The 24228-nt window shown below is 64.0% G+C and carries 19 protein-coding genes, 1 pseudogene and 1 riboswitch; of the genes and pseudogenes, 8 read left to right on the forward strand and 12 right to left on the reverse strand.

Features of this window, described 5'->3' with window-relative positions; genetic code table 11:
• Nucleotides 1-135 precede the first annotated feature (135 nt).
• The 3 genes from A3AI_RS0107655 (at nucleotide 136) to A3AI_RS0107665 (ending at nucleotide 3781) form a co-directional block, all read left to right on the forward strand.
• Nucleotides 136-1446: a class-II fumarase/aspartase family protein gene (locus tag A3AI_RS0107655; RefSeq protein ID WP_198030073.1), complete on the forward strand. Its 1311-nt coding sequence runs from the start codon at nucleotides 136-138 to the stop codon at nucleotides 1444-1446.
• 306 nt (nucleotides 1447-1752) lie between these two features.
• Nucleotides 1753-3027: a PQQ-dependent sugar dehydrogenase gene (locus A3AI_RS0107660; RefSeq protein ID WP_024515022.1), complete on the forward strand. Its 1275-nt coding sequence runs from the start codon at nucleotides 1753-1755 to the stop codon at nucleotides 3025-3027.
• 172 nt (nucleotides 3028-3199) lie between these two features.
• Nucleotides 3200-3781, forward strand: coding sequence for a c-type cytochrome (locus A3AI_RS0107665; protein WP_024515023.1), 582 nt, complete (start codon nucleotides 3200-3202; stop codon nucleotides 3779-3781).
• A gap of 385 nt (nucleotides 3782-4166) precedes the next feature.
• On the opposite strand, the gene A3AI_RS47300 is transcribed toward A3AI_RS0107665, so the two are convergent.
• Entirely contained in the window at nucleotides 4167-4406 is a 240-nt protein-coding gene (locus A3AI_RS47300; protein WP_156927671.1) for a hypothetical protein, read from the reverse strand.
• A 122-nt stretch (nucleotides 4407-4528) separates the two neighbouring features.
• Between A3AI_RS47300 and ftsZ the strand changes: the two are divergent.
• A pseudogene (gene ftsZ / locus A3AI_RS0107675) lies at nucleotides 4529-5480 on the forward strand (cell division protein FtsZ); the annotation flags it as partial.
• Nucleotides 5481-5914: 434 nt separating this feature from the next.
• On the opposite strand, the gene A3AI_RS0107680 reads toward ftsZ, so the two are convergent.
• The 4 genes from A3AI_RS0107680 to A3AI_RS0107695 form a co-directional block, all read right to left on the reverse strand.
• On the reverse strand, nucleotides 5915-6442 hold the full coding sequence (locus tag A3AI_RS0107680; RefSeq protein WP_024515026.1) for a TetR-like C-terminal domain-containing protein: 528 nt from the start codon (nucleotides 6440-6442) through the stop codon (nucleotides 5915-5917).
• A gap of 224 nt (nucleotides 6443-6666) precedes the next feature.
• Complete coding sequence (gene panE / locus A3AI_RS0107685) at nucleotides 6667-7593, reverse strand: 2-dehydropantoate 2-reductase (protein WP_024515027.1); 927 nt, start codon at nucleotides 7591-7593, stop codon at nucleotides 6667-6669.
• Between the two features lie 157 nt (nucleotides 7594-7750).
• Nucleotides 7751-9100 carry an MATE family efflux transporter gene (locus A3AI_RS0107690; protein ID WP_024515028.1) on the reverse strand — a complete coding sequence of 450 codons (1350 nt, stop codon included), beginning with the start codon at nucleotides 9098-9100 and terminating at the stop codon, nucleotides 7751-7753.
• Between the two features lie 86 nt (nucleotides 9101-9186).
• Complete coding sequence (locus A3AI_RS0107695; protein WP_024515029.1) at nucleotides 9187-9777, reverse strand: DUF2239 family protein; 591 nt, start codon at nucleotides 9775-9777, stop codon at nucleotides 9187-9189.
• 168 nt (nucleotides 9778-9945) lie between these two features.
• Between A3AI_RS0107695 and A3AI_RS0107700 the strand changes: the two genes are divergently transcribed.
• Nucleotides 9946-10611: a glutathione S-transferase family protein gene (locus A3AI_RS0107700; protein ID WP_024515030.1), complete on the forward strand. Its 666-nt coding sequence runs from the start codon at nucleotides 9946-9948 to the stop codon at nucleotides 10609-10611.
• A 134-nt stretch (nucleotides 10612-10745) separates the two neighbouring features.
• On the opposite strand, the gene A3AI_RS0107705 is transcribed toward A3AI_RS0107700, so the two are convergent.
• Nucleotides 10746-12044 carry an MFS transporter gene (locus tag A3AI_RS0107705; protein ID WP_024515031.1) on the reverse strand — a complete coding sequence of 433 codons (1299 nt, stop codon included), beginning with the start codon at nucleotides 12042-12044 and terminating at the stop codon, nucleotides 10746-10748.
• 67 nt (nucleotides 12045-12111) lie between these two features.
• Nucleotides 12112-13860, reverse strand: coding sequence for a gamma-glutamyltransferase (gene ggt / locus A3AI_RS0107710; protein WP_502685736.1), 1749 nt, complete (start codon nucleotides 13858-13860; stop codon nucleotides 12112-12114).
• Between the two features lie 86 nt (nucleotides 13861-13946).
• On the opposite strand from ggt, the gene A3AI_RS0107715 reads away from it, so the two are divergent.
• On the forward strand, nucleotides 13947-15332 hold the full coding sequence (locus A3AI_RS0107715) for an MFS transporter (RefSeq protein ID WP_024515033.1): 1386 nt from the start codon (nucleotides 13947-13949) through the stop codon (nucleotides 15330-15332).
• A gap of 113 nt (nucleotides 15333-15445) precedes the next feature.
• Here A3AI_RS0107715 and purH read toward each other — a convergent pair whose 3' ends face one another.
• The 3 genes from purH to A3AI_RS0107730 all read right to left on the reverse strand — a co-directional run bounded on the left by purH (nucleotide 15446) and on the right by A3AI_RS0107730 (nucleotide 20492).
• Nucleotides 15446-17038: a bifunctional phosphoribosylaminoimidazolecarboxamide formyltransferase/IMP cyclohydrolase gene (purH, locus tag A3AI_RS0107720; protein WP_024515034.1), complete on the reverse strand. Its 1593-nt coding sequence runs from the start codon at nucleotides 17036-17038 to the stop codon at nucleotides 15446-15448.
• A gap of 23 nt (nucleotides 17039-17061) precedes the next feature.
• A riboswitch (ZMP/ZTP riboswitch) is annotated at nucleotides 17062-17142 on the reverse strand.
• An 81-nt stretch (nucleotides 17143-17223) separates the two neighbouring features.
• Entirely contained in the window at nucleotides 17224-18939 is a 1716-nt protein-coding gene (locus A3AI_RS0107725; RefSeq protein WP_024515035.1) for a heparinase II/III family protein, read from the reverse strand.
• 209 nt (nucleotides 18940-19148) lie between these two features.
• Nucleotides 19149-20492 (reverse strand): RsmB/NOP family class I SAM-dependent RNA methyltransferase, encoded by a 1344-nt coding sequence (locus A3AI_RS0107730; RefSeq protein ID WP_024515036.1) that lies wholly within the window; start codon nucleotides 20490-20492, stop codon nucleotides 19149-19151.
• A 228-nt stretch (nucleotides 20493-20720) separates the two neighbouring features.
• Between A3AI_RS0107730 and A3AI_RS0107735 the strand changes: the two genes are divergently transcribed.
• Nucleotides 20721-20930: a DUF1674 domain-containing protein gene (locus A3AI_RS0107735; RefSeq protein ID WP_024515037.1), complete on the forward strand. Its 210-nt coding sequence runs from the start codon at nucleotides 20721-20723 to the stop codon at nucleotides 20928-20930.
• A gap of 16 nt (nucleotides 20931-20946) precedes the next feature.
• Complete coding sequence (locus A3AI_RS0107740) at nucleotides 20947-21246, forward strand: hypothetical protein (RefSeq protein WP_156927673.1); 300 nt, start codon at nucleotides 20947-20949, stop codon at nucleotides 21244-21246.
• 156 nt (nucleotides 21247-21402) lie between these two features.
• Here A3AI_RS0107740 and A3AI_RS0107745 read toward each other — a convergent pair whose 3' ends face one another.
• Together A3AI_RS0107745 and acs are read right to left on the reverse strand one after the other, a co-directional pair.
• The gene (locus A3AI_RS0107745) at nucleotides 21403-21915 is read right to left on the reverse strand and encodes a L,D-transpeptidase (protein WP_024515039.1); all 513 of its coding nucleotides are present in this window, start codon (nucleotides 21913-21915) and stop codon (nucleotides 21403-21405) included.
• A gap of 359 nt (nucleotides 21916-22274) precedes the next feature.
• Complete coding sequence (acs, locus tag A3AI_RS0107750) at nucleotides 22275-24221, reverse strand: acetate--CoA ligase (RefSeq protein WP_024515040.1); 1947 nt, start codon at nucleotides 24219-24221, stop codon at nucleotides 22275-22277.
• Between the last annotated feature and the right edge of the window lie 7 nt (nucleotides 24222-24228).

Consider the following 24228-nt stretch of genomic DNA (forward strand, 5'->3'; position numbering starts at 1 on the left):
ATTGGGAGCGCCGCCGCAGGCCGGCCTTGTCAGCAATCCGCTCGCCAATCTCCGTCGTGCCGATTATGAACGGATAGCATCGACCGGGAGGACAATTTGACCAGTACCGTCTTCGATTCCGCCCTGTTCCGCGACATGTTCGGCACCGCCGAGATGCGCGCGGTGTTCTCTGACCAGGCCCTGGTGGGCCGCTATCTCGAGGCGGAGGCGGCGCTGGCCCGCGCCCAGGCGCGGCTGGATATCATTCCGGACGAGGCGGCCGCAGCGATCGACGCGGCCTCCCGCTCCATCGAGATCGACTACGAAACGCTACGCCACGAGACCGAGATCGTCGGCTATCCGATCCTTCCGCTGGTCCACCAGCTCGCCAAGGCAGCCGGCGAGGCCGGCCGCTATGTGCATTGGGGTGCGACCACCCAGGACATCATGGATACGGCGACCGTGCTACAGATCCGTGCGGCGCTCGTCGTTGTCGATCGCGATCTGCGCGCCGTCCGTGCCGTGCTTGCCGACCTCGCGCGAAAGTATCGCGATACGCCGATGGCTGGGCGCACGCATCTGCAGCAGGCGCTGCCGATCACCTTCGGCTACAAGGCCGCGGTCTGGCTCTCCTCCATCGACCGTCATATCGAACGCCTCGCGCAAGCGCTGCCGCGCATTCTCCTCGGCGAGTTTTCCGGTGCCGCCGGCACGCTGGCCTCGATCGGCACAGCCGGGCTCGAGGTGCAGCGGCTATACTGCGAGGAGCTCGGCCTGCACCAGCCGCCGATCACCTGGCATGTTGCGCGCGACGGCCTTGCGGAAGCCGTGACCTTGCTCGGCCTGATCACGGGCACGCTCGGCAAGATCGCAACCGACGTCATGATAATGTCTGCAACCGAATTCGGCGAGGTGTCGGAGCCGTTCGTGCCGGGTCGCGGGGCGTCTTCCACCATGCCGCAAAAGCGCAACCCCATCTCCAGCGAGCTGATCCTGGCGGCCGCGAAGGCGGTCCGCCAGCATGTTGCCACCATGCTCGACGGCATGATCCATGATTTCGAGCGGGCGACCGGCCCGTGGCACCTCGAATGGGTGTCGCTGCCGGAGAGTTTTCACCTGACCGCGTCGGCGCTCGCCAACGCGAAGTTCATGCTCACCGGCCTTGTCGTTCACGAGGATCGTATGCGCGCCAATCTGGACCTCACCCACGGCCTGATCGTTGCCGAAGCCGTGATGATGGCGGCCGCGCCTGTGCTCGGCCGGCAGCATGCGCATGACGTCGTCTATGATGCCTGCCGCAAGGCGATCGAAGGCGGCGGCGATCTCGCCGACATCCTGGCCGGCACGCCCGAGGTGATGGCGGCGTTGGGCGGCAAAGACGGCATCCGCCGCTACTGCGATCCCACCAATTATCTCGGCCTATGCGGCGAGATGGTCGACCGCGTTCTCCGCGCACGACCGTTATAGTCGCAAGGAGTGAACGTTGCCGATGAGGTTTGCTTGCCGGCACGTGGCCAAGAATTTTGCAGCCATCTCACGGCATCGGATACTGCGCTGCAGCGCTGCGTTACAAAACGTCTTGGCCTGCCGCGCACTGCAGAAACTTCTTCTCAAATTTTGCGGCGCGTCATCGCGCGGTGCGCGGCCCGCTTCTCTCCGGCTTGAGATGTGCTAGAGTTTCATCGTCTGATCTGTTCGCAGACGCCAAAGTTCGTCCCACGAAATGTCCAAAATAGAACAACGCGGCCCTCAGGTCGCTCCAAGGGAGTAGCGATGAAACCGGCTTTCCATCACACCATTCTTGCGCTTGCGGCCGTAGGCCTAATCGCGGGTGCGGGCCTTGCCAAGGCCCAGCAGAAGCAGGACCAGAGCCGCGCGCTCAAACATTACGAATCCGGCACCAAGGAATTCTGGACCCACCCGCCGGATGACTGGTTCCTCGGCGACGAGACCGAGCAGCAGAAGGGTTTGGCGCCGCCATCCGGCCCGCCGACCGGCGCGTCGGATGCCGAGCTCGCAGCGCTGGTGAAGAAGATCAAGCTGCCGCCGGGCTTCAAGATCGAGGTCTGGGCACCGGGGGTGCTCGCAGCGCGCCAGATGGCCTGGGGCGACAAGGGGACGCTGTTCGTCGGCTCCTTCGGTCTCGGCAACGTCTATGCGATCAAGGACAATGGCGGAAAGCGCGAGGTCAAGACGATCCTCAAGGGCCTGAACATGCCCACCGGGCTCGCCTTCAAGAACGGCGCGCTCTATGTGATCGCGGTCGACAAGCTGATCAAATATGACAATGCCGAGGCCAATCTCGACAATCTCGGCGAGGGCAAGGTGGTGTATGACGACATGCCGTCCTACGCCGCGCATGGCTGGAAATATATCGCGGTCGACAAGGACGGCTGGTTCTACATTCCGTTCGGACCTCCCTTCAATGTCGGCATACCCCCGACCAGCGTCTCGCAGATCCGCCGCGTCGATCCGCAGACCGGCAATGCCGAGACCTGGGCGCTGGGCGTACGCAACAGCGTCGGCGGCGACGTCGATCCGCGCTCCGGCAAATACTGGTTCACGGAAAACGCCCGCGACTGGATCAGCGACGACCTGCCCTCCGACAAGCTCAACATGATCCAGAAGATCGGCGAGCATTTCGGCTATCCCTATTGCCACCAGGGCGATCTGCCGGATCCGAAATTCGCGATGGGTCACAAGTGCTCGGAGTTCGCCCCGCCCGTCCTGAACCTGGGCGCGCATGTGGCTCCGCTCGGCATGAAGTTCTATACCGGTGACCAATTCCCCGCCGAGTACAAGAACAACATCCTGATCGCCGAGCACGGCTCCTGGAACCGGCATAAATATCAGGGCGGCCGCATCGTGCGGGTAATCGTCGGTCCTGATGGCAAGAACCCCAAGCAGGAAGTCTTCGCCTCCGGCTGGATCGAGGGTGACCAGGGCTATCTCGGCCGTCCCGACGACATCATCCTGGCCAAGGACGGTTCGATCCTCGTTGCCGACGACTGGGCCGGTGCGATCTATCGAATCAGCTACAGCAAGTAGCGAAGAAGTGACGAAACAGAGGCTGCGGTTGCCTTAAGGCGTCCGCAGCCTTTCTGTTAGTGCTCCCGTTCAGTTGCCCTTGCCGCAACTTGCGTTGAAAAACAGAAGCGTCCCGGCGGCACGCGCGAACTTGTCGCGCGTTGTCGGCCCGATGGCGCCGAAGGATATGGCGATGCGAAAATTGTTGATGGGAATGCTGGCGGTCGCCCTGGTCGGCGTTTTGCCTGCCCGTGCGGCCGACGATGCGGCGATCAAGGAGAAGGCCGCGGTCTGCGCCGGCTGTCATGGCGAGAGCGGCATCTCGCAGACCGAGAATATCCCGTCGCTCGCCGGCCAGCCCGACCAGTACATCCAGTGGCAGCTGGTGTTCTTTCGCGCCGGCTCCCGCAAAAACGAGCAGATGCAGCCGATCGTGGAAGGTCTCAGCAACGAGGACATCCGCAGTCTGGGCGCCTATTTCGCCGCGCTGACGCCGCCCAAGGCGCCGCCGCAGGACGACAATCCGGATCTGTCCAAGAAGGGCGCACAGGCGGCCGTCGGCCGCCGCTGTGCCTCCTGCCATACCGACAGCTTTGCCGGCACCAAGGCGGTTGCGCGCATTGCCGACCAGCGCGAGGAATATCTGGTCAAGGCGCTGCATGACTATAAATCCAGCAAGCGCGTAGGCGGCGGCCAGGCCGTGATGGCCGACGTCGCCTATCCCCTGAGCGATGAGGAAATCGAAGCGCTGGCGCATTATCTTGCGCATCTCTAAGGGCGTGTGCCGGCGACTGATGCTGTTGCGCGGGTCATGCACGCCAGGCTCGGCGATGGAGTGGTCGAAGGTGAGCTGATCGTCGCTCAACGGGCAGGTCGTTGCTCACCCGTTAACGGTCTATTAACCATCGCGGCCTAGCCTGCAGTTACCTTTCGGTTAACAGCCGATCGTTCCCCGGTTCGTTCCAGGAGAACAACCGATGCCCGTTGAAACGCTCACATATGCCGCACTTGGTGCCCGCCTGCGAATCTCGCCGGCAGCTGCTCGTTCGCTTGCCAAGCGGCTCCGGTTGCCATGCTCACTTGCGGATGACGGCAAGGCATTGGTGAACGTGGATCTCGCCGAGATAAGGCACACGCCACGGCCGCGCACTGGTAGCAAGTCAGGCGACGCCTCCCAGCTCACAGTAAAGATCGTGGCATTGCAGGCGGAGATCGTGCGGCTCGAAGCAGCGGCAGCCGGTCACCGGGCAGATTTCGAGCATGAGCGCGAGCGCGCCGATCGTCTGATGGCTGAGCTGCGGCAGGCGAACGCCGAGGCTATGGCAGCCAGGGAGGCGAAAGCGCGGCTTGAAGGCTCGCTGCGGAGCGGTGGCGGCGCTGTTGGGTCGATCGATGGCCACGGACAAGCTCCCCGCCGATTGGGGCATCTGGCCGCCGAGTTGGTTGAGGCCGATCGCAAGGCCCGGAGATCGTAAACCTTATCGTCTCATTCACTGGCGTGCCGAAGTAATTGTGAGGCGAAATGACTGACATCAGCGATATTCGCGAGCTGAAGGCGCGCATTGTCGTATTCGGCGTCGGCGGCGCCGGCGGAAATGCCGTCAACAACATGATCGCGGCCGGCCTGGAAGGCGTCGACTTCATCGTCGCCAACACCGATGCGCAGGCGCTCACCATGTCGAAGGCCAAGCGTCTCATCCAGCTGGGTACTCGGGTGACCGAAGGCCTTGGCGCCGGCTCGCAGCCTGAAGTCGGGCGCGCAGCAGCAGAAGAGGCAATCGATACAATCCGCGATCATTTGGCCGGCGCACACATGGTGTTCGTGACTGCCGGCATGGGCGGCGGCACCGGCACCGGCGCCGCGCCTGTTATCGCCAGAATTGCACGTGAGCTTGGCATTCTGACTATCGGTGTCGTCACCAAGCCTTTCCTCTTCGAGGGCGGGCGCCGAATGCGCCTTGCCGAAGCCGGCATCGCGGAACTGTTGAAGGCCGTGGACACCCTGCTGATTATACCGAACCAGAACCTGTTCCGGGTAGCCAACGAAAAGACCACGTTCGCCGACGCATTTGCCCTTGCCGATGACGTGCTCTACGCGGGCGTGGCCTGCATCAGCGATCTCATCGTCAAGGAAGGTCTGATCAATCTCGACTTTGCCGATGTTCTCTCCATCATGCGCGAAAAGGGCAAAGCCATGATGGGCAGGGGCGAGGCTTCTGGCGAAAAGCGTGTGCTCAAGGCCGCCGTGGCCGCGATATCCAACCCATTGATCGAGGACCCCTCCATCAAGCGGGCCAGTGGCCTCATCATTTCCATCACCGGCGGAAAGGACCTGACCCTGTTCGAGGTTGACGAAGCCGCGACCCGCATTCGCGAGCAGGCCGATCAGGACGCCAATATCATCGTCGGCGCCACGTTCGATGCGAGCCTGGAGGGTCTTGTCCGCGTCTCGGTCGTGGCGACCGGCATCGACAATCTTGGACCGGCATGCCACGCGGAACCAGCGGAACGCGCACTCCCGCACCTTGCTGGCAGGCTGAACAAAGAGAGCTATCCCGGCGGCAGCCGGACTGAGCGCGCGGCACAACTGCTGCAGATCAAGACGCCGCCACTGCGCGCGACGACCCACCAAGTTGAAGGGCGATCGCCAATACCGGCTTCGCAACACGCGCGCCATGCTGCTCCGCAGAGCCCCCGTCCATACGGGCACACGTCTGCCGCGCGCAGCTTGGCCGACGAAAACGCCCTGGATATTCCGGCCTTCCTGCCCCGCAAGGCCTATTGAGGCCTAAAAGCATGATCCGGAAAAGTGTGTAGCGGTTTTCCGAAAAGATCATGCTCAATCAAAGACCTGAAGCGCGATGACTATTCAACCAAATCTCATCGCGCTTCAGGCCAGTCTCACGCCTTACTTGCGCAGGGCTGAAAGTCCATCGTTGAAAACCTTGATGGCGAGCTCGTAGCTCTGGTCGTGGCCGAGCGGTTCGAGGAAGGACGAGGCCATTTCGTGGAGCACGAAGCCGCGGACGATGGCGCGAAGGATTCGCAGCGCATGTTGGGCCTGCTCGCCGCGGACGCCGAGCTGGCCGAACACGCCAAACACGACGGCGCCGAGCTCCATATAGGCGGCGCGCCACTCCGGGCTGTCGGTTTCCGGCGTGCGGAAGGTGGCCGCCGACATACCCGGGCGGTCCAGCGCATAACGTCGCATCGCGAGCATCATGGCACGCAGCGCATCGGTGCCGGTCTTGCCGGCGATCGCGCGTTCCACGGCTTCCCGCAACTCGTTATAGCCTTTGACCGCAAGGATGCGGCGCATTTCGGGGATTGTCGCGACCTTTTCCGAAAGATGTCGCTCCATTTCCGCGGTTAGGTCGGCAGCAATCCGCTTGTCCCACCCGGTCGCGGGCATTTCCAGAATGTCTGAGGGCTCCACGCGCGACGTCCGTTAGGCGTAATCCGATTCTTGTCCCGGCAGATAGCGGAAGGCCCGCGTCATTGCTACCCAAGAATGCAAATCGGCCCTCACATGTTCGCCAGCTTTATGGCGCCGGAGCTTCTTGGAAAGCAGGAGCGTCCGGCGGGCGTGACGCCGACGCCTGGTCTTGAAAGATATTCCTCCAAAAGCTCACGGCGAGAGCATGATTCTATCAAGCCGGCCTAGCCGCCGGCACGCTGGCGCTCATAGGCCTTCAGATGGGTATAGGCGACGCGGAGCCGCGGAACCGGCACCTTGGCGGCATCGCCGCGTGCGATCAGGTCGCCGACCACATGATCAGCCTCCACCGGCAGGCCGGCCTTGATGTCGCGGAACATCGACGCCGTCAGGGGCGAGCCTTCTGCGGTCAGCATCGCAAGCGTCCGCTCCATGAAGGGCGCGCGGGGCGAATAGCCTTCGGCCGATGCGACCGACTTGCACTCGTCGAGAATGCCGAGCACGAAATCCTTGCCGCCCGGCGCAGCCAGGATGTTGCCCAGCGAAGCACGCATCAGGCTGGTCGAGGCCGCGAGCGAGCACAGGAACACCCACTTCTCCCACATGTCGTGCATGACGTTCTCGCTGGCCGTGCCGTTGAAATCGCCGCTCTTGATCACCTCGGCGATCGCGCGGACGCGCTCGCTCATGTTCCCGTCGCGCTCGCCGAAGGTCAGCGACTGCATCGGCGTCAGCTGCACCACCTCGCGCTTCTCGTTCAGCGTCGCCGCGATGGCGCAGAGGCCCCCGAGCACGCGCTCGCGGCTGAACTCCTGATCGAGGATGTCGAGATGCAGCATGCCGTTCAGGAGCGGGACGATCGAGGTCTGCGGCCCGACCGCGGGCGCGAACGACTTGATCGCGTCGGCGAGGTCATAGGCCTTGCAGCTCAGCAGCACGACGTCGAACGTGTTCTTGATCGTATCGGCCTGAACGGTCGGCGGGCTCTTCAGCGTCGCATCGCCGTTCGGGCTCTTGATCACAAGGCCGGCCGAAGCCAATTCTCCGGCACGGCGCGGCCGTACCAGAAAGGTAATGTCGCGGCCGGCCTGCAGCATCCTGCCGCCAAAATATCCGCCGATGGCGCCGGCACCGACCACGAGAACCCGCATGAAGCTGCTTCCTCTTCCCTAGACAATTTGACAGCGGACAGCCTAGCGTGTTGCCGTCTACCGTTCACCCCCTATTATGCCGCATTTGGTGCAGACGCGGCATGCATCCGCCCTATCTATGATGGTTATAATATTGTGACATGTGAGCGCAGCCCGGTCAGATCAGGCGCTTGATCGCGCGCTTGCGCCAGACCAGCCCGTAATAGGCCATCTGCAGCACGAACATGGCGCAGAAGGTGATGGGATAGGCGATCCAGATGCCCTCGATTCCCATGACGCGGCTGAGCACGAGCGCAGACGGCACCTCGATGGCGAGAATCGCGAAGATCGAGATCAGGAGCGGCATCCACACCGTGCCGCTGGCGCGCATGGCCCCGGAAAAAACCGTGGACATGCCAAACATCACGAGGCTCCAGAGCACGATATGCAGCAAGCTCTGGGCGAGTTCCAGCACTGCGGCATCGGTGATGAAGAAGCCCATCAGCACGCGCGAGAAGATGTAGACGATCGCGATCAGTGCGCCCGTCAGCACGATGTTCATTTCGAGCCCGGTGCGAACGATGGCCCCGATCTGGGCCGCATTGCCGCGCCCGATCGCCTGCGCCCCGAAGATCGAGACCGAGATCGCGATGGAAAGCGCAGGGAATTGCACATAGCTGATGACCTGGTTGACGGCGCCGTAAGCTGCGGTGGCGTTGGAGCCGAAGCTGTTGACAAGGTGCAGCAGTACGAGCTCGGCCAGCGACATCACGATCATGCCGATCGCCGCGGGGATTCCGAGCCGCAGCACGGTTTTCAGCAGCGCGCCGTCGAGCCGCATGGATCGCAGGAACGCGGCATCGAAGGCGAGCGCATGGCCGCGCCGGCGCAGATGGATGTTGAGCCATGCCAGGGTGACGAAGCTCGACACCGCAGAGGCGCAGGCCGCGCTGGCAACGCCGAGCTGCGGCAGACCGAACCAGCCGCGAATCAGCGTCGGCGTGACGGCCAGGCCGATCACGGTGGACACCGCCAGCGCCAGCAGCGGCGTCAAGGTGTCGCCGACGCCGCGCATCAATGAGCTCATCAGGATGAAGGTGAAGGTCAAGGGCATGGTGATCATCATGATCCGCGCATAGACGCTCGCCGCATCGAGGACGTCAGGCGGCGTGGCGAGCGCCGCAAGCAGCTGCCGGCTGAACAGGCCGCCGAAGATGGCAATGATGCCGGCAAGCAGCAGCGCCACCGTCAAGGTCGTGCCGGCTACCGCCTTCACCTTGGCGGGTTCGGCCGCGCCCCATGCCTGCCCGACTAGGACGCTCGCGCCCGAGCCCAAGCCCACAACAAAAGCGACGAGCAGGAACATCATCGGGAAGAACACCGAGACGGCGGCGAGTGCGTGCACGCCGATCATCTGGCCGAGATAGACGCTGTTGATGGTGCCGAACAGCGCTTGCAGGATGTTGCTCAGCATCATCGGCGCCAAGAACATCAAGAAGGGCTTTCGCAAGGACTGGGTATTCGACATGGGTTGACCTGTTGAGCGGCGTGGCAGCTCTTCGCGCAATGCGCAAACGTTGTCGGCAGATTTGGTGCTGTCGGAAGTTCCGCCGGCTACTCGGCGCAATCCGCATAGGCGAGTTTGACGACGTGATCGCGAATGTCGGCAGGCCAGGGCGCGATCAGGCGCGTGAAGTTGCGGCGGTCGTCGGCGAACAGCGCGCGCGAGGCTTCCTCGAAGTCGGGCAGGTTGCCAGCCATCGCCGACATGAAGTGATAGGCCGCGTCACGCGCAGCGCGCTGGCGTTCCGCAGCGCCGTTGGCACGGCGCGCCTGCTCGACCAACTTGCGCAGCGCGACCGAGGCGCCGCCCGGCTGGGCATTGAGCCATTCCCAATGCCGGGGCAACAACGTCACCTCGCGCGCGACGACGCCGAGCTTTGGCCGGCCGCGGCCGCGCGGCTCGCTTTGCGTTGATGTTTCGGTTGTGTCGTCTGCCGGCGCGGGTTTGGCCAGTCGAGCGAGCACGGCGTGCGCCTCGCCGCGCAGGTCGAGATCGATCGCGCGCCCCGTCGCATCGCTGAAAATCAGGATCGGCTCGGCGGCCTGCTGCTGCTCCGCCCGCTTGACCGCAAGCGCGACATCGGCCAGTGGGCCTGCCGCCAGCCGGCGTGGTCCCTCAAAGGCGGTAAAACGATCGGTCATGAGCGGTCTCTCTCCCGGCGGATTGCCCGTCATTTATATCCGGGTAAAATAATGCAAGTCAATATTACCCGGACTTAAATTTTCGAAGCTCGTCCTTCGCCGCATCGCTAATGCAGCGGCGGCCTGTTACGGGAGAGGCGCACAACGCATCACCCCGGGGTACGATCCATGCTGACGGTTCATCATCTCAACAACTCGCGCTCGCAGCGGGTGCTTTGGCTCCTGGAAGAACTCGGCGTCGCTTACGAGATCGTGCGCTATCAGCGCCAGCCCGATATGCGCGCGCCAAAGGAGCTGCGGGCGATTCATCCGCTCGGCAAGTCGCCTGTGATCACCGACAACGGCAACACCATCGCCGAATCAGGCGCGATCGTCGAATACCTCATCCAAACCTACGGCAACGGCCGGCTGATCCCGCCGCCGAATACGCCGGAGCGGCTGCGCTATACCTATTGGCTGCATTATGCGGAAGGCTCGGCAATGCCGCCGCTGCTGTTGAAGCTTCTGTTCACGCTGATGCCGAAGCGTGCGCCGGCACTGTTGCGTCCGCTGGTGCGCAAGGTGTCGAGCCAGGCGCTGACGACGCTGGTCAATCCGCAGCTCAAGCAGCACATGGATTTCTGGGAAGCGGAGCTTTCCAAGAGCGAATGGTTCGCCGGCAATGAAATTACGGCCGCCGACATCCAGATGAGCTTTCCGCTGGAAGCCGCCGCCGCGCGCGGCGGACTCGAGCAGGGTCATCCCAAGGCAATGGCGTTTCTCGATCGCATCCACGGCCGCCCCGCCTATCAACGCGCGCTGGAAAAGGGCGGGCCGTATCAAGTGGGAAGGTAAGGCCCCGTCATTCCGGGGCGCGCGTGAGCGCGAACTATGGTGCGCAATTGCGCACCTGAGAATCTCGCACCCCTGGATTTCGGGTTCGCTCGCATGGGCGAGCGCCCCGGAATGACGGTGCAGCGGTCGGCGCGTTATGCATCGGCGTGCAGCACCCGGCCGCGCGTCTCCGGAAGGGCGAACGCTGCGAGGAAGAATACGCCATAGGCAGCCACCGCGAAGATCGCGATGGCGTTGGCGAGCGTCGTGGTCGTCGAGAGCGCGCCGACCAGAAAGGGAAACAGCGCGCCGATGCCGCGGCCGAAATTGTAGCAGAAACCCTGGCCGGAGCCGCGCAGGCGCGTCGGGTAGAGCTCGGTCAGGAAAGCGCCCATTCCGGAAAAATAGCCTGATGCGAAGAAGCCGAGCGGGAAGCCCAGCATCCACAGCACCTCGTTGGTCAGCGGCAATTGGGTGTAGAGCAGCACCACCGCGATGGCGCCGATCGAGAAGGTCAGGAAGAGGTTGCGCCGGCCGATGCGGTCGGCGAGCCACGCGCCGACGAGATAGCCGATGAAGGAGCCGATGATCAGCGCGGAGAGATAGCCGGTCGACGAGACGACTGAGAGCTTGCGCTCGGTGGTGAGAAACCGCGGCACCCAGAAGGTGATGGCGTAATAGCCGCCCTGGCATCCCGTTGCCATCAGCGAGGCGAGGATGGTGGTCTTCAGAATGGGGCCCGAGAAGATCTCCCAGAGCTGCGGCTGGTCGCCGGCCTGGGCCTGTTTCACGCGGGTCGCCTCCGCAATCTCAGGCTCGGTGACATACCGACGGAGATAGAACACGAGCAGCGCAGGCAACGCGCCGACGGCGAACATCCAGCGCCAGGCGGTCTCCGCCGGCAGAACTGAGAACAGGATTGCTTGCGACAGCACTGCGAGCCCCCAACCGACGGCCCAGCCCGACTGCACCGAGCCGACCGCGCGCCCGCGATATTGTGGCCGGATCGCCTCGCCCATGAGCACCGCGCCGGCCGCCCATTCGCCACCGAAGCCCAGGCCCAACACTGCACGCGCGAGCAGGAGCTGATCGAAATTCTGCACGATGGCGCAGACCAGCGAGAAGAAGGAGAACCAGAGGATGGTGAATTGCAGCGTCCTGACGCGACCGATGCGGTCGGCGAGGTAGCCGCCGAGCCAGCCGCCGACGGCGGAGGACAGCAGCGTCACGGTGCCGGCGAGACCGGCCATGCCGGTGTCCACCTTCCACAGCGTGATGATGGTACCGATCACGAGCGGATAGATCATGAAGTCCATGCCGTCGAGCGCCCAGCCCGCGGCACAGGCCCAAAAGGTCCGACGCTCCGCAAGATCCATGTCGCGGTAGAACGCCACCAGGCTGGTGTCCTCGATCTCTGCGGTCTCGATGTGCTGCGACGGTTCGGCCGTTGTCATTGGTTTCCTCCCGGACTTTGATCGGCGTTATACTCTGCTGCCGCAGGGAGGCAAATCCGCCGGATGTTCAATGTCCCGCCGCTTCTGCACCACGCGTGCGCGGATCGGGCGCCCCCAACAAGCCGGTTGGCGTCACCAGGATCGAATTCGCCGACGAGTAACCCGCCGATCCCACCACGTGATGCCCTTTCTCCCTCAGCGCCGTCAGCACCTCGTCGGAAAAGCCCGGCTCGATCGAGACGTCGTCCGGCAGCCATTGATGGTGCAGCCGAGGCGCGGCGACGGCCTGCGCCACGTCCAATTTATAGTCGAGCACGTTGACGATGACCTGCAGCACCGTAGAGATGATGCGGCTGCCGCCCGGCGATCCCGTGACAAGAACCACCTTGCCGTCCTTCAGCACGATGGTCGGCGACATCGAGGACAGCGGCCGTTTGCCGGGTCCGGGCAGATTGGCCTCGAAGCCGACAAGGCCAAAGGCGTTCGAGGCGCCCGGCGCGGCGGTGAAATCGTCGAGCTCGTTGTTGAGCAATACGCCGGTGCCCTCTGCGACGAGGCCGACGCCGTAGCTCAAGTTCAATGTGTAGGTATTGGCGACCGCATTGCCAAATTGGTCGACCACCGAGAAATGGGTGGTGTTGCTGCCTTCACGCGGTGACATTGCGGTGGCGATATTTGCCGCGGGCGTCGCGCGATCGGGATCGATGCTGGCACGCTGTCTGGCCGCATAATCCTTGTCCAGCAAGGTCGTGAGCGGCGCGTTGACAAAGGCGGGATCGCCGAGATAGCGGGCGCGATCGGCATAGGCGCGCTTCATCGCCTCGACCAAGAGATGCAGCGAGGCCGCCGAGCCCTGCTTCATGTCGGCGAGCGCAAAGCCCTCGAGGATGTTCAGCGACTCCAGGAGCACGATGCCGCCCGAGGACGGCAGCGGCATGGAGACGATGTCGTAGCCGCGATAGGTGCCGCGCACCGACGTGCGGATAACGGGCTGATAGGCACTCAAGTCATCCGTCGTCATGATGCCGCCGGCATCGCATACTGCCTTGGCAAGCTTTTCCGCGACCGGCCCCTCGTAGAAACCGCGCGGCCCCTGTGCTGCGATCGCGGTCAGCGTCATCGCGAGATCGGCCTGCACCAGCCTGTCACCCTCACCCAGTGAGTTGCCATCGGGCCGCGAGAATATCTTCACCGCGGCAGGCCAGCGTGCGAGCCGCCGATACCATTGTGGCAGCGTGTCGGCGACGTCGTCGGTGATGACAAAGCCGTCGCGCGCCAGCGCGATCGCCGGTTGCAGCAGCTGGTCAAGCCTGAATTTCCCGGAGCCGTATTTATCCAGCGCCAGCGCAAGACCCGCGACGGTTCCGGGAACGCCGATGCCGAGCGCGGAATCGCGCGATTTCGCGGGGTCGGGCTTGCCATCGGCGCCGAGGAAGATCTGCGGCGTCGTCGCACTCGGCGCGGTCTCGCGATAATCGAGCGCGACATCCTCGCCACTTGCGGCAAGATGGATCACCATGAAGCCGCCGCCGCCGATATTGCCGGCGCGCGGATAGGTCACGGCCATGGCAAAGCCGGTGGCGACCGCAGCGTCGACGGCATTGCCGCCGCGCCTCAAGATATCGGCGCCGATCTGGGCAGAGAGCTTCTCCTGCGCAACCACGAGGCCATGCTCGGCCGCGACGGCATGAATGCTGTCCGGTGCCGGCGGCGTGTAGGCAGCGCGGCGCTGGGCTTGCGCAGGCGCGGCTCCGAGCAGGATCGCGAGCAGGGCGAAGGTGACGAAGAATCTGCGCCGGCTGAGGGGAAATTCCATCATCAAACTTTCGCCGCGGGATCGGATCAAGGGGATGCCGCCGCCATGCTATAGGGATTGCGGCAGACGTGAAGGGTATTTTCCAGATGGCAGTGACGGCATTGGCGGACGGTAGCACCGGGGCCGAGAAGACCTATCCTTCACGCGCTGCCGTCATCGGCTGGATTTTTTTCGATTGGGCGGTGCAGCCCTATTTCACGCTGATCATGACCTTCGTCTTCGCGCCTTATTTCGCGGCCCATGTCGCGCCCGATCCGGCCAGCGGACAGGCGCTTTGGGGCTTTGCCACCGCGGCTGCCGGCCTCGCGATTGCGCTGCTTTCGCCGGTTCTCGGCGCCGTCGCCGACGCTTCCGGCCGCCGCAAACCCTGGATCGCGGCCTTTGGCGCCATGCTGGTGATTGGCTCGTCGCTGATGTGGTTCGGCGCGCCCGGCGACACGCACCTCATTCCGCCGCTGCTTCTGGCCTATTCGATCGCCACCGTGGGCGTGGAGTTCGCTACCGTCTTCAACAACGCGATGATGCCGACACTGGTGCCGCCGGACCGAATCGGTCGCCTGTCCGGTACCGGCTGGGCGACAGGCTATATCGGCGGCATCTTGAGTCTGATCCTCGTGCTGGGCTTCATGGCCGCGAACCCGGAAACCGGGCGCACACTGTTCGGCTTGACGCCGCTGTTCGGACTTGATCCCGTCACCCATCAGGGCGACCGCATCTCCGGGCCCCTGACCGGCATATGGTTCGTTGTCTTCGTGCTGCCGATGTTCGTGCTGACGCCGGATTATCCGCCGCGGTATCCTTGGCGCGCTGCCTTGCGCGAAGGCCTGGGTGAGCTCAAACATACGCTGCTCGAGCTGCCGAAGCGAAGAACGCTCGCGACCTTCCTGCTTGCCAACATGATCTACACCGACGGCCTGGTCTCGCTGTTTGCCTTCGGCGGCATCTACGCCGCCGGCACCTTCGGCTGGAACACGATCCAGATCGGCACTTTCGGCATCATCCTCGCGATTGCCGGCACCTTTGGCGGCTGGATCGGCGGCAAGCTCGACGATTATCTCGGACCGAAGACGGTGATTGCCGGCAGCATGACCGTGCTGCTGACAGCGATCGTCGCCATCCTCCTGGTGGACAAGGATTCCGTGCTGTTCATCAAGGTCGCGCCGCCCGTATCAGGCGGAGCCTTGTTCGCTTCCGCCGCCGAGCGCGCTTATCTCGTGCTCGGCTGCATGATCGGCGCCGCCGGCGCGCCGCTGCAGGCGGCCTCGCGCTCGCTCCTGATTCGGCTCGCGCCAAAAGACCGCATCGCGCAGTTCTTCGGGCTGTTCGCGTTGACCGGCAAGGTCACGTCTTTTCTTGGCCCCCTGTTGATCGGCGTCGTGACGGCGGCGACCGCGAGCCAGAAGGCCGGCATGGCCGTGCTGGTGGCGTTTTTCGTGACGGGATTGGCGTTGCTGGCGCAGGTCAAAGAATAGGTGTTTTGCAGTCATTCCGGGGCGCGTGTTAGCGCGAACCCGAAATTTCGCGCCTCGTCTCCAGATTTCGGGTTCATCGCTTGCGAATTCCGGGAACGACGATCGTGGTGCGGCTAATGCCGGAAATGCCTCACGCCGGTGAATACCATGGCGATTTTGTGCTCATCGGCGGCCTTGATCACCTCGTCGTCGCGGATCGAGCCACCGGGCTGGATCACAGCGGTAGCGCCAGCCTCGATGCAAGCGAGCATGCCGTCGGCGAAGGGGAAGAACGCATCCGACGCTACCACCGAGCCCTTGGTCAGGGGTTCGGCGAGCTTCAACTCCTTCGCCGCATCCTCGGCCTTGCGCGCCGCGATACGCGCGGAATCGACGCGGCTCATCTGGCCGGCGCCGATCCCGACGGTGGCGAGGTCCTTGGCGTAGACGATGGTGTTGGACTTGACGTGCTTGGTGACGCGAAAAGCAAATTTCAGGTCGCGCAGTTCGGCTTCGGTCGGCGCGCGCCTGGTCACGGTCTTCAGCACCATGTCGTCGATCACGGCGTTGTCGCGGCTCTGCACCAGGAGCCCGCCGGCAACCGTCTTCGCGGTCAGCCCCGCCGCGCGCGGATCGGGCAGGCCGCCCGCCAGCAGCAGCCGCAAATTGCGACGCCCGGCGATGATCGCAATCGCCTCGTCGGTGGCATCAGGCGCGATGATCACCTCGGTGAAGATCCCGATGACGGCGCGCGCGGTCTCGGCATCCAGCGTGCGGTTGAGCGCGATGATGCCGCCATAGGCCGAGGTCGAGTCACAGGCGAGCGCTTTGCGATAAGCGGTCGCGAGATCGGGACCCTCCGCGACGCCGCAGGGGTTGGCGTGCTTGACGATGACGCAGGCCGCGGTGCGCTTGGGATCGAACTCGGCGATGCATTCGTAGGCCGCATCGGTGTCGTTGATGTTGTTGTAGGACAGCTCCTTGCCCTGCAGCTGCCGCGCGGTCGCGATGCCTGCGCGCTTCTCCGGCAGTGCATAGAAGGCAGCATTCTGGTGCGGGTTTTCGCCATAGCGCAGCGACTGGATCAGGCGGCCACCAATGGCGCGAAAATCCGGCGCATCGATCTTCAGCTCGTTCGCGAACCAATTGGAGATCGCGGCGTCATAGGCGCCGGTGCGCGCATAGGCTTTCGCGGCGAGCTTGCGGCGGAGCGCGAGAGTGGTCGCGCCGCTATTGGCGGCAAGTTCGTCCAGCACCGCCTGGTAATCCGCCGCTTCGACCACGACGGCGACATGCTCGTGGTTCTTGGCTGCGGCGCGGATCATCGCGGGGCCGCCGATGTCGATGTTCTCGATGCACTCCTCGAAATCCGCGCCCTTCGTGACGGTGGCTTCGAACGGATAGAGGTTGACCACCAGGAGATCGATCGGCGCGATGCCATGCATCTTCATCGCCTCTGCATGCTCGGCATTGTCGCGGATCGCGAGCAGCCCGCCATGCACCTTGGGATGCAGCGTCTTCACCCGCCCGTCCATCATCTCGGGAAAGCCGGTGAGGTCGGAGACGTCCCTGACCTTGAGCCCGCTGGCTGCGATCGCCTTGGCGGTGCCGCCCGTCGAGACCAGCTCGACGCCATGGGCTGCGAGCGCCCGGGCGAATTCGATCAATCCAGTCTTGTCGGAAACGGACAATAGAGCGCGGGAGACGCGGCGCGTCGGATCGGTCATGGGCAAAATCCTCTGTTCAGGGGTACTGATGCCCAGGCGCACGGCTGAAATTCCCGCGCTTCCCGATGGTGCTCCATCCAAAGTCGCCAGTCGCGCGAGCGGTGGCTGAGTAGCAGCTTTGGGCCGCATTCACAACGGAAAGATAGGGCATCGTCGAGCGCTTGGCCCGCGGGCCGAGAACGATACTATAGCGGCAATTCCGGCTCGCGGCGGCCGTTGCGGCGGGCATTGGGCGCGGCGGGCGAGGTGGCCGAGCGCACGAGGCTCCAGCGGACCGAGCTCGCGTGCCGCGAGTCCTGCCGGACCACGATCTGCGCCGTGCGGCGGGGACCGTCAGTGCCGGCCAGGAATACGCTGTCTTCAAGGTCGACCTTGTCGTCGAACGCCTCGAAGATCCAGACGTCGCGATTGGGCAACACCAGCATCACCCCCCGTGCATCGGAGAGCCGGCTCGCTTTCACCGAAGGATGCAGATGGAAGCGCAGCGCATAGTCGGTGCCGGTTCCCTTGATGCGCGAGCCCGCGGCTGGCGACACCGAGTCCTCGCCGTCGATGCGGGAGCCGTCATGGGCGAGCAGGACCACGCGCCGATGCACGACGCCGAAGCGCGGCACATAGCCGTCATGAGAGGTGGTGAGCAGCACGCCATTGGCCACCGTCTCGCGGGTACTCTCCACATGCGCAGGGCCGCGGGTCACCGGCGCACCGTGCAGGAAGCGCTTCATCGCCGACATCTCGACGAATTGGCACGATGACGTATCGTGATAGGTCAGTGTCGAATGCGCCGCGGTGGAGCGCGCGAAGCTGCGCCAATTGTCGCGCCCGGTCGAGGGCATCCCGCAGTTGATAATGATGCGGCTCTGGCCCGAGGACAATTCGAACGACAGGCCGCCGGCATGGGCCTCATGGCTGACGCTGGCTGGCGGCGGCGCGCCGGTATCCATGATCAGGGTGGTGGTGGCGGCATCCAGCCGCTGAAAGCCGGTATGCGGCATGCTCGCCATTGGCGTGCCATGGGTGTCGTCATAGGCAAGCAAGGTTGCCAACAGATCGGACGGCGTGCCGCTCATGCCGTTGAACAGCGCGGTCGAGCCGTCGCCATGGCGGAAGAAGCGCAGCATCGGCATCATGCGGTCGATCGCATTGAGAAGTGCCGGCGGCGGCGGAATGTTGCGTGCGGCAAAGGTCTGCCGCAGCGGCAACAGGTCGATCAGAAGCTCGATCAGCGCGCCGGGGTTGCGCGAGACGTGACCGCCGTCAGGCAGGATCTGGCGCTGCAATTCGTCGGACAGTCGCTTGCTGGCGTTTTTGATCTGCCGCGCCTGGTTGGCAAGGCACAGCGAGGCATAGCACAGCGCAATCATCACCTGCAGCCGCGGCACGCCATCGGGCATGTCGAGCATCGCATGGCGCAGCTGGCGGATCTCGCGGGTCAGCCCGCGCAAATAGCGCCGGTAGAACTTGCCGTCGGTGTCGCTGAGTACCAACGGGGCCTGTGATAGCAGCGAGATCAGTCGGCGCGACAGCACGTCGGCTCGCCGCCCGATCGGGCGCTTCCACGACTGGTTGGAAATCCAGTCGTCGACCAGCGCACGTGCGTTGGCGCGGGTCAGCGCGGTGTCGGCGGCGCGCAGGTGCCGGAGCCAGCCGAAGCCGAGCAGCGACACCTCCCAGTCCTCCGACGGCGGCTCGAGATCGAAGATCGAGCGGCCGTGGCAGGTCACGATCTTGCCGGCGAAGACGAAGCGGCCGGCATAAATCTCGGCGGCGCGAGTGGCATCGGCCGTGCGCAGGTCGTGCGGCGCAATAATCAGCCGGTCAGCCCGCCCAGGCAACACCCGCGACAGCGCGACCGATCCGCCGCTGGCGCGGGCCACCAGGTTCCGCGCGAAACGGCCCATGATCAGGGTCGAAATGCGTCTGCGTTGACCTGCCGACACGCTTGGCCTTGGATTGGGGGATAGCTCTACGCGAATCCTTTTAATCCGGAAACGCAGCTTTAACATCCTCTTGAAAGCGTACGAATCAGGCGCGGCGTGCAAAATCCGGTGCAAAATCAGGATTTAAGACGAATGGACGGGTCCTACCATCCATCTGTTATGCCTGCCCGTCAACGCACCAAGCGCGCCGCGTAAAATCCGTCAAGCCCGGCAAAGCGCGGGTCGGCATGGGGCAGGTGGCTGGGCAAGGTCCGCAAATCGCCCTCGCGGCCGATGAGTTCGGCCAGCTCGCCGAGCTCTGCAGGCCCGATCGGCAGGCGGCGCAGGCCAGGCTCTGCGGCAAGCAGGCTCGCGATGGCCGCCTCGCCTTCCTCGGGCTCGAGGGAACACGTGCAATAGACGAGCTTGCCGCCGGGCTTGAGCAGGCTCACGGCCTTCTGCAACAGGCGCTTCTGCAGGCCAACGAGCTGGGCGATGTCGGTTTCCTCGCGCAGCCAGGCGACATCAGGATGGCGGCGGATGGTGCCGGTCGATGTGCAGGGTGCATCGAGCAGGATGCCGTCGAAGCCGTCCGGATTCGTGCTCTGCCATTCGCAGGCATCGGCGACGATGGCTTCGGCCTGCAACGAAAGCCGGTTGAGATTGTCGCGCAGCCGCGCCATCCGCGCCGGCGAGCGGTCGATCGCGGTCACTTCTGCGCCGGCAAGCGCAAGCTGCGCCGTCTTGCCGCCGGGCGCGGCGCAGAGATCAAGGATGGTCTTGCCGGCAACGTCGCCAAGCAGCCTCGCGGGCAAAGCCGCGGCTGCATCCTGCACCCACCATTGCCCCTCGGCAAAGCCGGGCAGCATGGGCACGGAACCCTGCAGCAGCGTGCGCACCGAGCCGGTCGGCAATGTCATACCATGCAGCCGGTTCGCCCATTGCGTGGAGTCCGCTTTGACGGTGATGTCGAGCGAAGGCTCGTGGCCGATCGCTGCCGCCATCTCGCGTGCGATGGCCTCGCCATAGTGGGCGATCCAACGCTTGGTGAGCCAGGGCGGCAGATCGAGCATCTCGCCCTTCACCTCCGCGACCAGGCCTTCGCCCTCGCGTGCACAACGGCGCAACACGGCGTTGACGAGGCCGGCATATTTCGCCGCGCGTCGATCCGACTGCACCAGCCGCACCGACAGGTCCACGGCCGCGTGATCCGGCACGTCCATCCAGAGAATCTGCGCGGCACCGATCAGAAGCGCGCTCTGCGCACGCGGCGCGTCGGTCGGCATGCCGCGATCGAGCAGGCGCGACAGCACGTGGCCGAGCGTTCCGAGCCTGCGCAGAATGGTTGCGACCAGCCGCCGCATCAGCGCGCGGTCGCGATCGGGCAGCGTCTTCAATCCAGGATGAGCGCCTGAGCCGTCAAGCTGGTCGTCGAGCGTGCGGTGCTTGTGCAACACGCCGTCCAGTATGTCGGCTGCGATCCGTCGCGCCGCAAGACCAGGCACTTCGGACGGCGTCGCTATTCGTTGAGGCATGCTGGAACGTCAATCAGAGTAAAAGGGTAGCCCCGCAAAGCTTCGGCGCATGCCATTGAGACGCAATACCTCTGCCACGCGAATATGCCAATTGTAAGAATTGCCTTCCGCGTCTTGGCAGCTCTGCGGCGGTCTCCCACATATGAAGCTGGAGTACCATCCGGAAAAGTGTATAGCGGTTTTACGGGAAGATCACGCTCAAACAAAGTTGAGCTATAGAGCAAGCCGATGACCGACGATCCATCGCAATCGCACACGGCTGAATCTGCACGCAAGCCGCTGACGCCCGCCGCCCAACGCGCGCTTGCGGAGGCCGAGGCGCGCCGGCAGGCGGCTGCCGCCGCGAAACCGCTTCCGAAGGAATTCCAGGGCCCGAAGGGACCGGAGCCGACGCGTTATGGTGATTGGGAAAGCAAGGGCATCGCCTCGGATTTTTGAGCTCGTCTTGAGATTCATGGTTCGACCAACTTTACGCGCGGCGCTTACCAGCACGCTCAGCGGTAGTCTTGCTGTGGTCCCGCTGCCGCTGACGACCAGCAACCATCAGCAACTCGATCAGGTCGGAATCCAACTGCAGGACCAGATCAAGATCGATCACTGGATTGCGTTGCGCGGCGTGCGCGAGGATCTCGCGACGTCGCGAACGGATAGCCTGTCTTACGCGACGGGAGTCACCACCGTGGCAACCAAATCGGACGAGGCGGCAACCAGGCGCGGTGCGGTGACGACGACGTCGTCGGTGCTCCGCGGATAATTCTGGGTGTACGAATGGTCGAGTCTCGTGTGCACCCTGTCCTGCTGTTGATCCGCATCACCGGCGCGTGCCGCTGGTGTTTCTTGACGAGCGGTCGGGGCTGACGGGCAGCCTTACGCCGACTGTCGGTAAATCTGCGCCTTGGCGAGCTTGGGATCAGTGAGTCACGACCACAGTGGTTCCAACCGAGACCCGCTGATAGAGGTCGGTGATGTCGGTATTGAGCATGCGGATGCAGCCATAGGAGACGAAGCCGCCGACCGAGTTCGGCCTGTTGGTGCCGTGAATTGCATATTCACCGCCGGCAAGCGTCATCGCCGCAACTCCCATCGGATTGTTCGGTGCGCCGCCCGGAATGACGTCCGGCATGTTGGGCTTGTCGTGCTTCACTTCCGCGGGCGGCGACCAGGCTGGGTTGCGGTACTTGCCATCGATCTGAGTGGTGCCCGCCCATTGCTTGCCTGACTTGCCGACGCCGACCGGATAACGCATGGCGTGGTCGGCATCGAGAATGAAGTATAGCCGGCGCTCGTTGGTCTTCACCACGACGGTTCCCGGCGAATATTGATTGTGGATAGCCACCATTTCGGGCGACGCCTGCGCCGCCGTGGTCATGAGAGCCCCAACCCCGATGGTGGCAGCCAACGCCACCGCAATACCCTTCGACATCGACTTTCTCTCCGCTTTCGCATCAAGCGCCCGACCGGGGCTTCAAAATCCACGCGACGACGGCAAACGCCGCTTGCCGACACATTCTTAACCGCGTGCGTTGACTGGATGGTTTCCAAGCGGGTGGTGTCGGTGCATTCGACTGGGGGGCGGAAGGGGAATGTTACAATTAAAGTAAATGACTCGGAAACAATGCTTGCCTGAAGATTGCCGCCGGGTCGCGTCTGACGATCGCGTGACCGGAACGAATTCGATCCCTCCGGGGCGTCGCGCAGCGACGAACCCGGGATCTCGCACCATAACCTCCGGATTCCGGGCTCGCTCGCTGTCCGCGCGCCCCGGAATTTCGAAAATGTCCGCTACGCGGGCCGCCGGTTCTGGCGGTTCTTGACGAGGTCGTCGACCACGGCGGGATCGGCCAGGGTGGAGGTGTCGCCGAGGCTACCGGGCTCGTCCTCGGCGATCTTGCGCAGGATGCGGCGCATGATCTTGCCGGAACGGGTTTTGGGCAGGCCGGGCGCGAACTGGATCTGGTCGGGAGACGCGATCGGGCCGATCTCCTTGCGCACCCAGGTCACCAGTTCCTTGCGCAAATCCTCTGAAGGCTCGGTGCCCGCCATCAGCGTCACATAGGCATAGATGCCCTGACCCTTGATGTCGTGGGGATAGCCGACCACCGCGGCCTCGGACACTTTCGCGTGCGCCACCAGCGCGCTCTCGACTTCCGCCGTGCCCATGCGATGGCCGGAGACATTGATGACGTCGTCGACGCGGCCGGTGATCCAGTAATAGCCATCGGCATCGCGCCGGCAGCCGTCGCCGGTGAAATACTTGCCCTTGTAGGTCGAGAAGTAAGTCTGTTCGAAGCGGGCGTGATCGCCATAGACGGTGCGCATCTGACCCGGCCACGAACGGGTGATGCAGAGATTGCCCGTGGCCTCGCCGTCCAGCGTCTTGCCGTCGGCATCGACGATCTCGGGCACCACCCCGAAGAAGGGCTGCGTCGCCGAGCCGGGCTTCAATTTGGTCGCGCCGGGCAGCGGCGTGATCAGAATGCCGCCCGTCTCGGTCTGCCACCAGGTGTCGACGATCGGGCAGCGCTCGTCGCCGACCACGCGGTGATACCATTCCCACGCCTCCGGATTGATCGGCTCGCCGACGCTGCCGAGCAGCCGCAGCGATTTGCGCGAGGTCTTCGTGACTGGCTCGTCGCCCGCCTGCATCAGCGCCCGGATTGCGGTCGGCGCAGTGTAGAAGGTGTTGACCTTGTGCTTGTCGATGACGTTCCAGAAGCGCGAATTGTCGGGATAGTTCGGCACGCCTTCGAACATCAGCGTAGTCGCGCCATTGGCGAGCGGCCCGTAGAGAATGTAGCTGTGGCCGGTGACCCAGCCGACATCGGCGGTACACCAGTAGATGTCGCCGTCGTGATAGTCGAAGACGTATTGATGCGTCATAGAGGCGAACAGGAGATAGCCGCCGGTGGTGTGCAGCACGCCCTTGGGCTGGCCGGTCGAGCCCGACGTATAGAGGATAAACAGCGGGTCTTCCGCGTGCATGTGCTCCATCGGGCATTCGGTGGTCACCATCGCCGCCGCCTCGTGGTACCAGAGGTCGCGCGACGGCTTCATGTCGATCTTGCCGCCGGTGCGCTTGACCACGACGACCCAGTCGACGCCGTCGACCTTGGAGAGCGCCGCATCGACATTGGCCTTCAGCGGCACCTTCTTGCCGCCGCGCAGGCCTTCGTCCGCCGTGATGATCACCTTGGATTTGCAGTCGTTGATGCGCTGGGCGAGGCTGTCCGGCGAGAAGCCGGCGAATACCACCGAATGGATGGCGCCGATCCGGGCGCAGGCGAGCATCGCATAGGCGGCTTCCGGAATCATCGGCAGGTAGATGGTGACGCGGTCGCCCTTCTTGACATTACGCGTGCGCAGGATGTTGGCCATCCGGCACACTTCGTCATGCAGTTCCTTGTAGGTGATGTGCTTGGACTGCGAGGGATCGTCACCCTCCCAGATGATGGCGGTCTGGTTGGCGCGCTTATGGAGGTGACGGTCGACGCAGTTGGCGGCGACGTTGAGCACGCCGTCCTCGAACCATTTGATGGAGATATTGCCCGGCTCGAACGACCAGTTCCCGATCTTGTGGGGGGCCTTCATCCAGTCCAGCCTCTTGGCCTGCTCGGCCCAGAAGCCGTCGGGGTCCGAGATCGAGCGTGCGTACATCTCGCTGTATTTCGCCTGGTCAACCCAGGCGCGCTTCGACCACTCGGCCGGCACGTCGTAAATCTTCTCGGACATTTCACAC

Source organism: Bradyrhizobium sp. Tv2a-2 (assembly GCF_000472425.1).
Classification (GTDB): domain Bacteria; phylum Pseudomonadota; class Alphaproteobacteria; order Rhizobiales; family Xanthobacteraceae; genus Bradyrhizobium.

What these genes read in the sequence shown, in the direction of transcription:
- A3AI_RS0107655 (WP_198030073.1), top strand. Translation starts at nt 136, where the DNA reads ATGTTCGGCACCGCCGAGATGCGCGCGGTGTTCTCTGACCAGGCCCTG.
- A3AI_RS0107660 (WP_024515022.1), top strand. Translation starts at nt 1,753, where the DNA reads ATGAAACCGGCTTTCCATCACACCATTCTTGCGCTTGCGGCCGTAGGC.
- A3AI_RS0107665 (WP_024515023.1), top strand. Translation starts at nt 3,200, where the DNA reads ATGCGAAAATTGTTGATGGGAATGCTGGCGGTCGCCCTGGTCGGCGTT.
- panE (WP_024515027.1), bottom strand. Translation starts at nt 7,593, where the DNA reads ATGCGGGTTCTCGTGGTCGGTGCCGGCGCCATCGGCGGATATTTTGGC.
- A3AI_RS0107690 (WP_024515028.1), bottom strand. Translation starts at nt 9,100, where the DNA reads ATGTCGAATACCCAGTCCTTGCGAAAGCCCTTCTTGATGTTCTTGGCG.
- A3AI_RS0107695 (WP_024515029.1), bottom strand. Translation starts at nt 9,777, where the DNA reads ATGACCGATCGTTTTACCGCCTTTGAGGGACCACGCCGGCTGGCGGCA.
- A3AI_RS0107700 (WP_024515030.1), top strand. Translation starts at nt 9,946, where the DNA reads ATGCTGACGGTTCATCATCTCAACAACTCGCGCTCGCAGCGGGTGCTT.
- A3AI_RS0107705 (WP_024515031.1), bottom strand. Translation starts at nt 12,044, where the DNA reads ATGACAACGGCCGAACCGTCGCAGCACATCGAGACCGCAGAGATCGAG.
- ggt (WP_502685736.1), bottom strand. Translation starts at nt 13,860, where the DNA reads ATGGAATTTCCCCTCAGCCGGCGCAGATTCTTCGTCACCTTCGCCCTG.
- A3AI_RS0107715 (WP_024515033.1), top strand. Translation starts at nt 13,947, where the DNA reads ATGGCAGTGACGGCATTGGCGGACGGTAGCACCGGGGCCGAGAAGACC.
- purH (WP_024515034.1), bottom strand. Translation starts at nt 17,038, where the DNA reads ATGACCGATCCGACGCGCCGCGTCTCCCGCGCTCTATTGTCCGTTTCC.
- A3AI_RS0107725 (WP_024515035.1), bottom strand. Translation starts at nt 18,939, where the DNA reads ATGGGCCGTTTCGCGCGGAACCTGGTGGCCCGCGCCAGCGGCGGATCG.
- A3AI_RS0107730 (WP_024515036.1), bottom strand. Translation starts at nt 20,492, where the DNA reads ATGCCTCAACGAATAGCGACGCCGTCCGAAGTGCCTGGTCTTGCGGCG.
- A3AI_RS0107735 (WP_024515037.1), top strand. Translation starts at nt 20,721, where the DNA reads ATGACCGACGATCCATCGCAATCGCACACGGCTGAATCTGCACGCAAG.
- A3AI_RS0107740 (WP_156927673.1), top strand. Translation starts at nt 20,947, where the DNA reads ATGGTTCGACCAACTTTACGCGCGGCGCTTACCAGCACGCTCAGCGGT.
- A3AI_RS0107745 (WP_024515039.1), bottom strand. Translation starts at nt 21,915, where the DNA reads ATGTCGAAGGGTATTGCGGTGGCGTTGGCTGCCACCATCGGGGTTGGG.
- acs (WP_024515040.1), bottom strand. Translation starts at nt 24,221, where the DNA reads ATGTCCGAGAAGATTTACGACGTGCCGGCCGAGTGGTCGAAGCGCGCC.